We start from the raw sequence: 13,467 nt of genomic DNA on the forward strand, positions 1-13,467 counted from the left end.
GCGATAGACATTATACCAGAAAAGGGAGGTCAATGCTCTTTTTATTGAAGATTTCCCTAAAAATCAAGGTTTCTATAGAATTTAGATACAAAAAAACAGGTAGTATTTGACACTACCTGGATATGGTTGGAAGATTGGTTATGAAATAATTGAGTATAATGCTTAAATCCATTGCTCAAGTTAAAACATTTGTAAATGAAGTAGTCAACGCTGAAAGTACTGCTCATATATTAAGTAACAGGGGACGCAATATGCGCCCCCTGTTAACGTTCGTGAAATTATCTATGATCAGCAGCGTATCTTCTTTCAGCGTCCGCAGAAAACGATTGTGCTTGCGAAATCGGTTCTCCTCCGTATCTTCCGGCAGATCATCGGCAAAATCCAGATTAATGATATCCTGCCTCAGATCCCCGCTGTACATCAGATACAGAATATTCGTATATTCCTTACTGTATATTTTGGCATATGCCTTTGCCAGTTCACTTTTCCCTATTCCCGCAATTCCATAGAGAAATATTTTGCTGTTTTCTTCCAGTATTGCATGTAATTTTTCCAGTTCGTTCTCTCTCCCCAGAAAGTGGCGGCATGGTTTTGGCACTTCACTGTCCATAATATAATTCAGGACTGCCGGAGAGAGGGCGCCGCCTGCGATCAGTTTCCGGTTCCGGGCATCCCTCTTGACAAATGGCCGTTCCATACCAAAAGAGATTAGTTTTGCAAGAAACAGGAGCTGTGAATCTGGAGTTTTGTACAGAGATGACAGTTCTGCCTTTTTCGCTTCTGAGATCGTATCATCCTGTATAAACAGAGTATAAATATCCTGAATGGCTTGACGGCTGTCGGCCATCAGCGGCATAAGGTTCTGATCTATTGTTGCTGCAAGCAGTTCCTGTTTGCTCGGTTTTGCATAGTAAGAGGGTATTTTCGGACTGATCTTTGCCTGTCCTGTCATCCAGCGGCACACCAGTCCGTTGTCCAGTGAGAAATCTTCAATTTCCTGACTGTCCATAAAATCTGTAAATATTTCATATAAAAATTCCGGCTGGCTCATCTGATTGCTTTCGCTGATATGATTTTTCAAACATGTCATTATCGAACAAAAGTCGCATCGATCCAATCGCTACCCCACCTTTTCGTATTATTTCTGCTACTGACTGGTACTAAATTTCCTTTATCATAATACAAACATACGTTCTATTCAATGGCGTTTCGATTTGTGGATAAAAAAGAATCAGATAACAGTCAATCTGCCCTCAATTTCTGTTCAATGAGTTCTATGCTTTAAAAAGTTACAATCAAGTCAGGCTTTCGAAAGCTGAATTCAATGCATACGGAACTTTTGTACAACCCTGCCGGCATAGGATGTATAGAGGACTGTATGCTGAAGGAGGCATATAGCATGAATACCTTACTTGTACCTGTAGAGCAGACAGCCGTATCGATGGAAAATCAAAGTGCGGTTAACAACTGTTCTGGCTCTCCAGAATTTCAGCAGGAAGATGTAAGTTATGAGCATGAAGGATATCTGATCCGTGTGCATTTTAATGGAAATAGAACCCTGACGCAGTGCATCCGCAATCTGGCAGAACGAAGAATCGAAGGTTGATTTTCTTTAGCTTCTATTGTATGATTGAGACAATTAAAGACAATGACTATACAAGACTAATGAAAAGAGGGATAGAATGTATCAGGCGGGAATTTATTGCCGTATTTCCATAGAAGAGCGGACAAAAGAGGAAAAATACAGCAACAGTATTCACTCTCAAATTCAAATGGCAAGAGACTTTATTGCAAGTCATAATGATATTGAGGAAGTAAAAGTCTATGCAGATGACGGGGCATCCGGCAGTAACTTTGACAGAGCGGAATTCCGGAGAATGCTGACCGACATTGAACTTGGTATCATCAATATGGTCATTCTGAAAGATGTGTCACGTCTCGGGAGAGAGCACATCGATACGAATTATTATCTGGAGAAATATTTCCCGGAGAGAAAAATTCGGGTTGTGTCCCTTCTGGATCATTATGATTCAGCAGTCAACACTTATGATGAACTGCTGGAAATTAAGACATTGCTCAATGATATGTATCTTAGGGACACATCAAAAAAAATCAGGACTACAATTCAGGCAAAAAGAGCCATGGGAGAATACACTCCGAAAGAACCGCCGTTTGGATACGTGAAAAGCAAAACAGTCCATAATCATCTGGAGGTGGATGCTTATGCGGCAGAGATCGTGATCAGGATCTACAGAATGTATTTAAGTGGTTGCGGTGGGACGGTGATCAGCCGGATTTTGAATGAGGAACAGATCCCGGCTCCGGCAAAATATAAAAAAGAGATTTTGAAAAACGGGTATCCCTGGAATGTGGGAAAAGGCTTATGGACGCCTGCTACAGTCCGGGGAATTCTGAAGAATCCGGTATATACCGGTGCAGTTGTGATAAGAAAATTTGATAAGCCGTCCTATAAATTGAATTACCGAAAGGCAATTCCTCTTGAAGAACTGGAACTGATACCGGATGCTCATGAAGCGATCATTTCTAAAGAAGAGTTTGCTCGGGCACAGCAGATAAGAAAAGATCATAGAGTCTCTTATTTTGATAAGAATAAGGAGCCGCATAAATATGTAGGACTGCTTTTTTGCGGAAAATGTAAAACAGCTATGCGTAAGCGGTATCTTGCTTCATGTAAGGGATATGACGGATATGAGTGTGGATTTCATCAGAAGATGGGGCGAAATTACTGCGAATTGAACCATATTACCTTTGAAAAGTTGGATGAACTGGTTGCCTTTTCGATTAATCAGCAAATAAAGCAGATAAAAAGTGAGCTTGAAAATCTAAAGGTGCAGATTAGAGACCAAAAACCGAAGCTGGACGACAGGATAGCCTGTTTGAAATCAAAAATTGAGAAAAACACAGAATATCGGAAAAGAGCTTACGAGCAGTTTATGGATGATATCCTTTCCAAAGAGGAATATCTGGAATTGAAAAAGATGTATGATACGGAGAATGAACAATTTGAAAAAGAACTGGATGAACTGAAAAATGTGGAAGAAACTGAAATGACTGTCATGCAGGATACTGTAAAATGGCTGGATCATTTCAGCCGGGGAAAGATTACAGCAGCACAACTGACAAGAGAGGTGCTTATTGAATTGATTGACCGGATCTACGTGTATCCTGATCAGCAGATTGATATTTATTTCAAATTTACTTCCGGGATTGGCTCCGCATCCAGTATAACACAGAAAGACGAGGTGGTATGATGTATCAGATGGCGGCATATTGTCGTCTGTCAAAGGACGATGGGGAAAATAAGATCAGTGAAAGTATTGAAAACCAGATGAAACTGATCCGGGAGTATGTCGGTAAATCGGAGGATCTGGAGATTGCAGACATTTATATTGATGATGGATACTCCGGTCTTTATTTTGCAAACAGACCGGAATTTCAGCGGATGATGGAGGATATCTATAAAGGAAAAATCCAGGGAGTGATCACAAAAGATATTTCCCGTCTGGGGCGTGAACATATCGAAACCAGTAATTATATTGAACGTGTTTTTCCATCTCTCGGAATCCGGTACATTGCGATTCTGGATGGTGTGGATTCGGTCGCACACAGCAATGAAGAACTGGCACAGTTTAAGACGCTATTTAATGATATGTACAGCCGTGATATTTCCAAGAAGATCAGAGGCGCACTTTCCGCACAGAAAAAGCGAGGGCAGTTTATGTCTGGTTTTGCACCTTACGGGTATATTAAAGATCCGGCGGACAAACATCACTTTCTTATAGATGAAGAAGCCGCAAAGGTAGTGCGGAAAATCTTCTATATGTATCTGGAGGGATATTCCAGAGATGGCATTGCCAAAAAACTGAACGAAGAAGGAATAATGACGCCATCCGAATACAAAAGAAAAGTGCAGGGGCTCAAATATTCCAACGCACAGGAAAAGGCAGGTGCAAAAGGATGGGCATATCCAACTATCAATGTGATTCTGAAAAACCGGGTCTATACAGGTGCCATGGTACAGCATAAATCTGAAAAGATCTCATACAAAATGGAAAAATATCATTATATTCCAGAGGAACAACAGTATATTGTAGAGGGTATGCATGAACCGATCATCAGTAGGGATACTTTTGAGCAGGCAAAGGAAATCATGAAGAAAAGGTCACGGACGCCGGGCTTTCTCAGCGAGGTGAGGAAAGTCAATCCCTATGCAGGCTTTCTTGTCTGCGGGGACTGCGGTTATAATCTCCAGAGAGTTACCTGCAGAGACGGTTATGAGTGCGGCTCCTATCATAGAAAAGGAAATAACATGTGTTATTCCCACTTTATTAAGAGAGAGGTTCTGGATTCTATTGTAATAAATGAAATCCAGAGACAGGCAAATCTGGCGCTGAAAGAAAGCGATAAGGATGAACTGCTGAAAGCGGCTGACCGCAGGAAGGAAATAAACCGGCGGTGCGAAGAAGCAGATCAGCGGATAGAGCGCCTGCAGAAAGAACTGGCAGGAGTTCAGAGATATAAGAAGAAAACCTACGAAAATTATGTGGATGGTATTCTGGATAAAGAAGAATATCTTTCTTATAAAGCGGAATATGAGAAGCAGGATCAGGATATCCGGGAGAAAATTTCACAGGCAGAGAAGGAGAAAAATAACTTTGAAGAAGCAGAGGAAAGCTATGAAAACTGGATTGAAAAGTTTGTCAGGTATGGAACACTGGCAGAGGTAACAAGAGAGATTGTGACGGAGCTGATCGATAAAATTATTGTGAATGGGGACAAGAGCATTGATATTGTATTTAAATACCAATCTCCTTATGAAAAACGAGATAAAACAGAATAATTTTGGCCTTTTCTTGACAAATGATTAATTAGGGCATATACTATCAATTGATAGTAAAAGGTTTGCTGGAGGTGATTATCATCTTTCTTAGTACACAATCGAAAAGAGGAGAAGTCGCTGCTTTTTTGAAAGAACTGAAAATGTTTTTGGAAAAAGGTGACTTTAATATAGATACTGACTTTATTTTAATGCGAAAGAATAAGAAGGATGACATGGAGCATTCGACACCATATACGTTATTAGATTTAGATTATGATATAGAGGATGTTGTTGACAGATTAAAGGAGACCAGAAAAGACACGTTTTATGCGTGTCGTTCCATTATGCGAAGGACAAGATGAAATTCCCATATGCATAATTGGAGAAGAAAAGGAGGAAGGACAATGGAGACGAGTACTTTGATTAGAAAAGTTCATATGGATTGTCCGCTGTGTGACAAGACACATGAAGTAGAAGAAAGAAAACGCTTTGCAACAATTATACTGAAGGGTGAGGAGGTAACCTACGAGGAGAGGTTTTATTTTTGTGCAAATGCGGATACGGATGAAAACGAATTTGAAACCGGCTCCATGACAAATGCAAATCTTCTGAATGCACGTAATGCATACCGTGTTAATCATGGCCTGCTTACCTCTGACGAGATCGTTGCAATAAGAGAAAATTATGGTCTGTCACAGGTCGATCTTGCAAGATTACTAGGGTGGGGTGAGGCTACCATATCAAGATATGAGAGTAAAGCCATCCAGGATGAAGCATATGATACAATGCTTCGTCTTATTAAGGACAATCCATTAATAGCACTGGAATTCCTGAAGAAGAATGCTGTGAAATTTTCTGCTCAGAAAAGAGCAGAAATAAAAGCAAAAATTATTGAGAAATTGGATTCTTATGGAAAAGAGTATTTGACACGGCAGACATTTGAGGGGGAATACGCGGACTTTGAAGAACCATCCGAAGCCAATGGTTTTACGATACTCAACATTGATAAAACTGAGGCTGTAATATCGTATATTGCTGAAAATGTTTCGAATCTGTTTAAGGTAAAACTTATGAAAATGCTCTGGTATGTAGATGCTTTTTCTTATAAGCTCAACGGATGTGCTATGACAGGAATGGTTTATAGGCATAATACTATGGGAGCGCTTCCTGTTGGGCATTATAGCCTTATGAACCTGGAAAAACTCAATGTTCATGAGGAAGAGAGTTACAATTATGAAGCAATGCTGCATGTTTATCCGACAAAAGGAATGGATTATTCCATCTTAAGCGCCGATGAAAAGAAAATTATAGATAAGGTGATTAAGAAATTTAGAGATTATAAAGCAAAAGATATTATTGAATATATGCATAAGGAGAAGGCATATATTGAGACAAAACCGGGGGATATTATTCCGTTCTCTTTGGCAAAAGAGATAAGAGAGTTTTGATATATTGACATAATAATAGGCTTAGAAAAGCGCTTGCAGAAATGTGAGTGCTTTTTTCAGTGGCGCCAAGTATGATGTGAATTGGAAATAAGTTTCCCTTAGTTATAATGAACACATGACGGGACTTCCCTCCTGGAGCGCTACATAGACGATGTGGCAAACCTGGGCCGCACATCCATCTGCGTGGGAGCGGGCAACGAGGGAAACGCTGCCGGGCATACGGCGGGAAGGCTTGAGAGCTATGAGACAAAGGAAATCGAGCTGGGGGTGCAGTCCAGGCAGACGGCCATGAACATCCAGATATGGAAGACCTATGCGGACCAGGTGCGCATCTCCCTGATCACACCCTCCGGGGTGCGCAGCGACCCCATCCAGGAAGTCAGAGGGACCCAGAGGATGCGCATCGGCTCCACGGAAATCCTCGTCTATTACGGAGAGCCCAGCCCACACAGCCTTTCCCAGGAGATATTTATAGACCTCCTGCCGGCGGAGACATACATTGCCCCCGGCGTGTGGACTATCCTGCTGGAGACAGGGCGTGTGGTGGACGGCAGATATCAGATGTGGCTTCCGTCGGAGGCGGCCCTGAACCCGGGGACCGGCTTTCTGCTGCCCTCGGAGGAGGACACCTTCACCATCCCCTCCACCGCCTCCCGTGTCATCACGGTGGGAGCCTACGATGCCCTCACCTTTACCTATGCGGATTTTTCCGGGCGTGGAGGACAGGGGGAGGGCTACCGGATCAAGCCCGACCTGGCGGCTCCCGGCGTGGGGATCATGACGAGAGTGCCGGGAGGAGCCGTGACAGCAGTGACCGGAACCTCCTTTGCAACCCCCTTTGTGACAGGAGGGGCAGCCCTTCTTATGGAGTGGGGGATCATAAAACAAAATGACCCTTATCTCTACGGGGAGAAGATAAAGGCCTATCTGAGAAAAGGTGCCCGACAGCTCCCGGGCTTTGACAGGTATCCCAACAATCAGGTGGGTTACGGGGCGCTGTGCGTGGAGGAGAGCATACCGTACTAGGCAGAGGGTATCTGGACCATCCGGCCGGTCAGCAGTCTGTAGAGCTGGTCAGTCAGCACCTCCGAGTCCGCCTGTCCGCTGCGGCTGCTCTCGATCAGCACGCCGGAAATCCCGTAGGTGAAGAAGTCCAGGGCCATGAGCAGGTCCCGGTAGCTCAGGGAGGTGTCCACGGCAGCGTGCCTGTAGAGGTTCTCCAGGTAGCTGCGGAAATTTCTGTGGATGATATTTTCCATCTGCTCCCGCTGCCTGGAGCGGAGCAGGTGGTGGATGAATGTTCTGTTCTTCATGGCAAAATCAATAAAAAGCCGGAGGGCGGCTTTCGGGTTCTCCGCCTGCAGGCTGCGAGCGAGGAGTTCGTCCGCGCTTCTCTGCATGATCCACTCAATGACATCCAGTATATCCTGGAAATGATAATAGAAGGCCTGGCGGGAGATGCCGCATTCCTGCACCAGGTCTTTTATCGTGATCTTATCAAAGCTCTTCCTGGCGGTCATCGCAAGAAAGGTCTCTGCAATCTTTTCTTTTACGTTCTCAGCCAAAATCCTGCCTCCTGTCCTGCACCTGTATGTGTGCCTCCGCGGCAGTCTGCGCCGCGGGGGTCGGTCCTTTGTCCATGATAGCACGGAAGGGCAGGCCTTGTCCAGCGCAGGGCATCTTGACAGATGCCGGCATCTGTCTAGTCATCTGAAAAGGATTGAGAATGGAAAAGAGGGAGCGGCGCTGGTAAAGTACAATGCAAAAGGAGGCTGAAAGACATGAGTGTACAGCAGGGGATTTTTTCTGCAAAGCTCTGTGAGATGGATGAGCAGTATGAGAGATTTCAGGCCCGTCTTATGACATGCCAGCAGATGGAGCACGAGGCCATCAGAAGGGAGTGCGGCTATATGGCCCGGGAGTGCAGGGAAAGCGAATATATCCTGGCGCAGAGCATGAAGGGATGCCGCTCCCGTGCTGTGAGAAGGCTGGCGGATATCCAGCTCGAATATATGAAGAAGGCGGACGACATCCTGGAGAACGACATGGCGGAGGATATGTCCGATATAGCAGACCGTGCGGAGAGAAGGGCGGAGGCCAGCACGCTGTATGCGGAGTTCAGCATGGATTTTGCCGTCCAGGCCATGAGGCATGCCATGCGCGCGGCCCTGACCGCCATTGACGCCCAGATGGACTGCGATGAAAAGAGGTCCCCGCAGGGCGGCGGGAACCCATAACCGCAAAAGACTAGGAGGAACACATATGAAGGAAGTAAAACCATCCAGAAAACCGATGATATATTACTATGCGATCGTAGTGATCGCACTCCTGCTTTTCAATTTCCTGGCCGTGCCCTTTATCACCGAGAGGGAGATCCGGGATGTGGACTACGGGACGTTTATCGATATGACGAATGAAGGGAAAGTGGAAAAGGCGGAGATACAGGAGCAGGAGAACACCATCCTTTTTACGGACAAGGACGAAGGACATATCTACCGGACTGCCATGGTGCAGGACGATGAGCTGACACAGCGCCTCTATGAGGCAGGGGTCGCCTTCTCCGGGCAGGAGATACAGCAGACATCGCCCATTGTGACGGCCATCTTCTCGTGGCTGATCCCCATCATCATCTTTATCGCCATTGGGCAGTACATGTCCAGGAAGCTGACAAAGCGGGCGGGCGGAGGCCCCAATTCCATGATGTTCGGCATGGGAAAGAGCAACGCGAAGATTTACGTGAAGTCCTCCGAGGGCATTAAATTCTCCGACGTGGCCGGGGAGGACGAGGCCAAGGACAATCTGACGGAGATCGTGGAATATCTCCATGACCCCGGCAAGTACAGGGAGATCGGAGCCTCCATGCCGAAGGGCATCCTCCTTGTGGGCCCTCCCGGAACCGGGAAGACCATGCTGGCCAAGGCCGTGGCCGGCGAGGCAAACGTGCCCTTCTTCTCCATCTCCGGATCTGAGTTCGTGGAAATGTTCGTGGGCATGGGCGCTTCCAAGGTGAGAGACCTGTTCAGCCAGGCAAAGGAGAAGGCCCCCTGTATCGTCTTTATCGACGAGATCGACGCCATCGGAAAGAAGAGGGACGGCCAGCTTGGCGGAAACGACGAGAGGGAGCAGACCCTGAACCAGCTGCTGACAGAGATGGACGGCTTTGAGGAGAACACAGGCGTCATCATCCTGGCGGCCACCAACCGTCCGGAGTCCCTGGACCCCGCCCTCCTGCGGCCGGGACGGTTTGACCGGAGAGTGCCGGTGGAACTGCCGGACCTGAAGGGCAGGGAGGATATCTTAAAGGTACACGCCAGAAAGATAAAGGTGGCGGACAATGTGGACTTCAACAAGATCGCCCGTATGGCCTCCGGCGCATCGGGGGCGGAGCTGGCCAACATCGTCAATGAGGCGGCCCTCCGGGCAGTCCGGGACGGCAGGAAATTTGCCACCCAGGCGGACCTGGAGGAGAGCATCGAGGTGGTCATCGCCGGCTACCAGAAGAAGAACGCTATCCTGACAGACAAGGAGAAGCTCATCGTGTCCTACCACGAGATAGGCCACGCTCTTGTGGCTGCCATGCAGACCCAGTCGGCGCCGGTGCAGAAGATCACCATCGTGCCCAGGACATCCGGCGCTCTGGGATACACCATGCAGGTGGACGAGGGCGATCATTACCTGATGACCAGGGAGGAGATAGAGAACAAGATTGCCACGCTGACAGGAGGGAGAGCGGCGGAGGAGGTGGAGTTCCACTCCATGACTACGGGTGCCTCCAATGACATCGAGCAGGCCACCAGGCTGGCCCGGGCCATGATCACCCAGTACGGCATGAGCGACGCCTTTGACATGGTGGCCCTGGAAACGCGTACCAATCAGTATCTGGGAGGGGACACCTCCCTCGCCTGCTCGGCCCAGACCCAGGCGGAGATAGACCAGAGGGTTGTGGAGCTTGTGAGGCGGCAGCACGAGAAGGCCATCCGCATGATCCGGGAGAACAAGAAAAAGCTGGACGAGCTGGCGCAGTACCTCTATGAGAAGGAGACCATCACAGGTGAGGAGTTCATGAAAATACTGCTTGCAAAGGAGGAGGGGCGGCCCTGCCAGGAGCAATAAATCACAATAAGAGGACAGGAATTCAGATTGCAACTGCCGGCTGGATAGGATACTATAGATCTAACTATATAAATCTACAGGGCATAAGGAGAAAGAGTTATGAGACCGGAACTGCGATTTGAGACAAAGAAAATGAGAGTGGCAGGACTCGGAGAGGAGTCCTGCCTTCCTGATCTTCTGGGGGAGAAGATCCTGCAGAACGAGCTTGTCTTCCGACTGGACGAGGAGGATGAGATATACGAGGGATACGGCAGGAGGAGGAACGCATATCCCTACAGGCAGTACAACTGCTACACACGGGAACTTAAGGAGCAGGAGGTGCAGACGGCCGTGCTGGAAAATGACAGCCTGAGGGCTGTCTTTCTGCCGCAGTACGGGGGGCGGCTGTGGGAGCTGTGGGACAAGGAGAAGGGCCGGAGCCTCCTCTATACGAATGATGTCCTCCGGTTCAGCAACCTGGCGGTGCGGAACGCCTGGTTCAGCGGGGGCGTGGAGTGGAATATCGGCGTCATCGGCCACACACCCCTCACTACGGAGCCGCTGTATGTGGCGCGGACAGCTCTTGAGAGCGGTGAGCCGGTGCTGCGCATGTACGAGTATGAGCGCATAAGGAAGGTGGCCTATCAGATGGATTTCTGGCTGGGTGAGAAGGACCGGTTCCTGAACTGCCGGATGCGGATCGTCAATGAGAGCAGCCAGGTCATCCCCATGTACTGGTGGAGTAACATGGCTGTCCCTGAGTACGAGGGAGGGCGTGTGGTCGTTCCCGCCGGGCAGGCATTTACCTACGCGGACGGCGCTGTGTTCAAGGTGGATATCCCGGTCGTGCAGGGAGTGGACGTCACGGACTATCAGAAGATCCCCCGGTCTGTGGACTACTTTTTTGACATCCCGCAGGAATCTCCCAAGTACGTGGCCAATGTGGACAGAGACGGCCTTGGGCTTCTCCAGATGTCCACGAAAAGACTTCGCAGCCGGAAGCTCTTCTCCTGGGGCAGCCAGGGCGGCTCGGACAGATGGCAGGAGTTCCTGACGGACAGGGCGGGCAGGTATATCGAGATCCAGGCGGGACTTGGGAAGACTCAGTACGGCTGTCTTCCCATGGCGCCCCATACAGCCTGGGAGTGGCTGGAGAGGTATGGCTCTGTCAGTCTGGGAAGGGAAAGGATGGCCATGTCCCACGCCGAAAGGAGCGCTTCCCTGACGGCGGACATACAGAGGGCCGGGGAGCCGGAGAGGATGGAGCGGATCCTGGCGGAGACGAAGTCCATGGCAAAAGGTCCGGCCAGCCTTGTCTGGGCGGGAAGCGGCTACGGAGCGATGAGGAGCCAGGGGAAGTGGACAGCGCATCTGGCCTTTCAGGTGCCGGAGGGACCGCTCCGGAGCTGGCAGCGGTTTTTTGAGACAGGGGAGCTCCAGGAGCAGGATGTGGCGGACAGACCCGACGCATTCCTGATAGACGGCGACAATATCGGATTTCTGGAGAGCACTCTTGAGGGCTGCAACCGGGAGAACTGGTACGCCTTTTACCAGGCCGGTGTATGGCTGACCCAGGACGGACAGGCGGAGAGGGCCCGCTGCATGCTCGAGAGGTCTCTGCAGCTGGCCGAAAACCCATGGGCGCGCCATGCCCTGGCCTGTGTCAGCCTCATGGCGGGGCAGCAGGCCAGGGCCGGTGAGGAAATCCTGCAGGGCATGCGGCTGGCGCGGAGGCTGCCCCGGTGGGAGGACCGCCTTTCCTATATGAAAGAGGGATTCCGGATGCTGCATATGATGGGGGCGTCAGAAGAGATCCGGGCTCTTTACAGGGAGCTGGAGGAAGGACTCAGGGAGAACAGCCGTCTGAAATTTATCTATATCTCTGCTCTCCACCAGCTGGGAGAAGACAGGGAGGCCGCCCGGCTCCTGGAGGAGAAGGGGGGACTCCTGCTGGAGGATATCCGGGAGGGCGAGGACTCCATAGGAAGGCTGTGGCTGTCCCTTCACCGGGACGAGGCGGGCAGAGAGAAAAAGCTGCCCCACCAGTATGATTTTTCAGCCAGCTAGAAGACGCCCCGTCCTGTTGAATTTCCTTTCTAAATGATGTATGATAAATAGCGGATTACGTACTGAAACAGCAGAAAGGAATATTCCTATGAAAGAAGAAAACAATACAGCGAACAGCCAGGAGAGACAGAAGCTGCTGGCACACCTGCGCAGTGCAAAGGAGCTCTTTGTCATCATATCCATGCACACAAGGATGCCCTTTGTCTTCTGTGACCCGGAGACCTTTGATGATGAAGTCCTCCTCTACAAGACGGAGGAGGAGGCACAGAAGGGTGGAAAGCTTCTTCTTGCCCGGAAGGATCCGGTCAACATAGCAAAGCTGGAGAACAGGCATCTCCTTTCCTTCTACTCGAACCTGTTCACCATGGGAGTCAACGCCATGGCGATAAACAAGGGCCTGGAGGATGAGACCCATCTGCAGCTGGGAGAACTGGTAAAGAGGCCGGATATGGACAATCTTCCCGACGGGAAAAAGTGGGTGGAAAATCCCCAGTTCCATCTCACTGCCCTCTATTTTATGCAGCAGATGCGCAAGGACCCGGAGCAGCAGATGACCGAGGAATTAAAGGAGATGCAGGAGGAGCTGCTGGTGGACCTGCAGCGGGGGAAATACCTGCTGCCAGTGGAGCCGGACAAGGGACTTCTCGTGATGAAGCAGAAGGACGGGTCTGTGTTCCAGCCTGTTTTTACGGACCCGGACGAGTTCCGCAAGTTTAACAGGGAGAACAAATACAGGACAGCGGTCGTTGAGTATGCCAAGCTCCCGGATATCCTGCCGCCGGAGGCAAAAGGGGTCATCGTGAACCCGCTGGGAGTCAATATCCCGTTCCATATTGCCCGGCCAAAAAAGACGGAGACGAAATAGGGCCTGGCGTCATATGATATAGTAATTACAGCATGCGGTAGTGTCAAGTAATCTATGAAAAAATAAGTCATAAAAAATAGGCTCAGAAGAACCTTGAAAATTGCAGATATTGATATTGAAAAGCTCTCCGAGGGCTCAGGGCGCTGCCCTGAGAA

General features: G+C 49.0%; 12 protein-coding genes. 10 read left to right on the top strand and 2 right to left on the bottom strand.

Annotated features, from left to right (window positions below):
* Nucleotides 1-223 precede the first annotated feature (223 nt).
* Nucleotides 224-1,051, bottom strand: coding sequence for an ATP-binding protein (locus B5E62_RS16325; protein WP_242958020.1), 828 nt, complete (start codon nucleotides 1,049-1,051; stop codon nucleotides 224-226).
* Nucleotides 1,052-1,399: 348 nt separating this feature from the next.
* Here B5E62_RS16325 and B5E62_RS16330 point away from each other — a divergent pair, with 348 nt between their 5' ends.
* The 6 genes from B5E62_RS16330 to B5E62_RS16355 all read left to right on the top strand — a co-directional run bounded on the left by B5E62_RS16330 (nucleotide 1,400) and on the right by B5E62_RS16355 (nucleotide 7,314).
* Nucleotides 1,400-1,606: a hypothetical protein gene (locus B5E62_RS16330; protein WP_242958022.1), complete on the top strand. Its 207-nt coding sequence runs from the start codon at nucleotides 1,400-1,402 to the stop codon at nucleotides 1,604-1,606.
* A 76-nt stretch (nucleotides 1,607-1,682) separates the two neighbouring features.
* Entirely contained in the window at nucleotides 1,683-3,272 is a 1,590-nt protein-coding gene (locus B5E62_RS16335; protein ID WP_087175569.1) for a recombinase family protein, read from the top strand.
* The gene (locus tag B5E62_RS16340) at nucleotides 3,269-4,861 is read left to right on the top strand and encodes a recombinase family protein (protein WP_087175570.1); all 1,593 of its coding nucleotides are present in this window, start codon (nucleotides 3,269-3,271) and stop codon (nucleotides 4,859-4,861) included. Before B5E62_RS16335 ends, B5E62_RS16340 begins: the two co-directional genes overlap by 4 nt.
* 125 nt (nucleotides 4,862-4,986) lie before the next feature.
* Nucleotides 4,987-5,202, top strand: a complete 216-nt coding sequence (locus B5E62_RS16345) for a hypothetical protein (RefSeq protein ID WP_087175571.1) — start codon at nucleotides 4,987-4,989, stop codon at nucleotides 5,200-5,202.
* Between the two features lie 42 nt (nucleotides 5,203-5,244).
* Nucleotides 5,245-6,288 carry a type II TA system antitoxin MqsA family protein gene (locus B5E62_RS16350; RefSeq protein WP_087175572.1) on the top strand — a complete coding sequence of 348 codons (1,044 nt, stop codon included), beginning with the start codon at nucleotides 5,245-5,247 and terminating at the stop codon, nucleotides 6,286-6,288.
* Between the two features lie 153 nt (nucleotides 6,289-6,441).
* Entirely contained in the window at nucleotides 6,442-7,314 is an 873-nt protein-coding gene (locus B5E62_RS16355) for a S8 family serine peptidase (protein ID WP_330398165.1), read from the top strand.
* On the opposite strand, the gene B5E62_RS16360 is transcribed toward B5E62_RS16355, so the two are convergent.
* Nucleotides 7,311-7,853, bottom strand: a complete 543-nt coding sequence (locus B5E62_RS16360) for a TetR/AcrR family transcriptional regulator C-terminal domain-containing protein (protein WP_087175574.1) — start codon at nucleotides 7,851-7,853, stop codon at nucleotides 7,311-7,313. The two genes, B5E62_RS16355 and B5E62_RS16360, sit on opposite strands and share 4 nt — an antisense overlap.
* 216 nt (nucleotides 7,854-8,069) lie before the next feature.
* Between B5E62_RS16360 and B5E62_RS16365 the strand changes: the two genes are divergently transcribed.
* The 4 genes from B5E62_RS16365 to B5E62_RS16380 all read left to right on the top strand — a co-directional run bounded on the left by B5E62_RS16365 (nucleotide 8,070) and on the right by B5E62_RS16380 (nucleotide 13,312).
* Nucleotides 8,070-8,525: a hypothetical protein gene (locus B5E62_RS16365; protein WP_087175575.1), complete on the top strand. Its 456-nt coding sequence runs from the start codon at nucleotides 8,070-8,072 to the stop codon at nucleotides 8,523-8,525.
* 25 nt (nucleotides 8,526-8,550) lie between these two features.
* Entirely contained in the window at nucleotides 8,551-10,401 is a 1,851-nt protein-coding gene (gene ftsH / locus B5E62_RS16370; protein WP_087175576.1) for an ATP-dependent zinc metalloprotease FtsH, read from the top strand.
* A 99-nt stretch (nucleotides 10,402-10,500) separates the two neighbouring features.
* Nucleotides 10,501-12,447 carry a DUF5107 domain-containing protein gene (locus B5E62_RS16375; protein ID WP_087175577.1) on the top strand — a complete coding sequence of 649 codons (1,947 nt, stop codon included), beginning with the start codon at nucleotides 10,501-10,503 and terminating at the stop codon, nucleotides 12,445-12,447.
* Nucleotides 12,448-12,535: 88 nt separating this feature from the next.
* Nucleotides 12,536-13,312, top strand: a complete 777-nt coding sequence (locus B5E62_RS16380; RefSeq protein WP_087175578.1) for an SseB family protein — start codon at nucleotides 12,536-12,538, stop codon at nucleotides 13,310-13,312.
* The last annotated feature ends 155 nt before the right edge of the window (nucleotides 13,313-13,467 follow it).

It is taken from the genome of Lachnoclostridium sp. An118 (assembly GCF_002160985.1).
Classification (GTDB): Bacteria; Bacillota; Clostridia; order Lachnospirales; family Lachnospiraceae; genus Claveliimonas; species Claveliimonas stercoravium.

What these genes read in the sequence shown, in the direction of transcription:
- B5E62_RS16340 (WP_087175570.1), top strand. Translation starts at nt 3,269, where the DNA reads ATGATGTATCAGATGGCGGCATATTGTCGTCTGTCAAAGGACGATGGG.
- B5E62_RS16325 (WP_242958020.1), bottom strand. Translation starts at nt 1,051, where the DNA reads ATGAGCCAGCCGGAATTTTTATATGAAATATTTACAGATTTTATGGAC.
- B5E62_RS16350 (WP_087175572.1), top strand. Translation starts at nt 5,245, where the DNA reads ATGGAGACGAGTACTTTGATTAGAAAAGTTCATATGGATTGTCCGCTG.
- B5E62_RS16380 (WP_087175578.1), top strand. Translation starts at nt 12,536, where the DNA reads ATGAAAGAAGAAAACAATACAGCGAACAGCCAGGAGAGACAGAAGCTG.
- B5E62_RS16335 (WP_087175569.1), top strand. Translation starts at nt 1,683, where the DNA reads ATGTATCAGGCGGGAATTTATTGCCGTATTTCCATAGAAGAGCGGACA.
- B5E62_RS16365 (WP_087175575.1), top strand. Translation starts at nt 8,070, where the DNA reads ATGAGTGTACAGCAGGGGATTTTTTCTGCAAAGCTCTGTGAGATGGAT.
- ftsH (WP_087175576.1), top strand. Translation starts at nt 8,551, where the DNA reads ATGAAGGAAGTAAAACCATCCAGAAAACCGATGATATATTACTATGCG.
- B5E62_RS16375 (WP_087175577.1), top strand. Translation starts at nt 10,501, where the DNA reads ATGAGACCGGAACTGCGATTTGAGACAAAGAAAATGAGAGTGGCAGGA.
- B5E62_RS16330 (WP_242958022.1), top strand. Translation starts at nt 1,400, where the DNA reads ATGAATACCTTACTTGTACCTGTAGAGCAGACAGCCGTATCGATGGAA.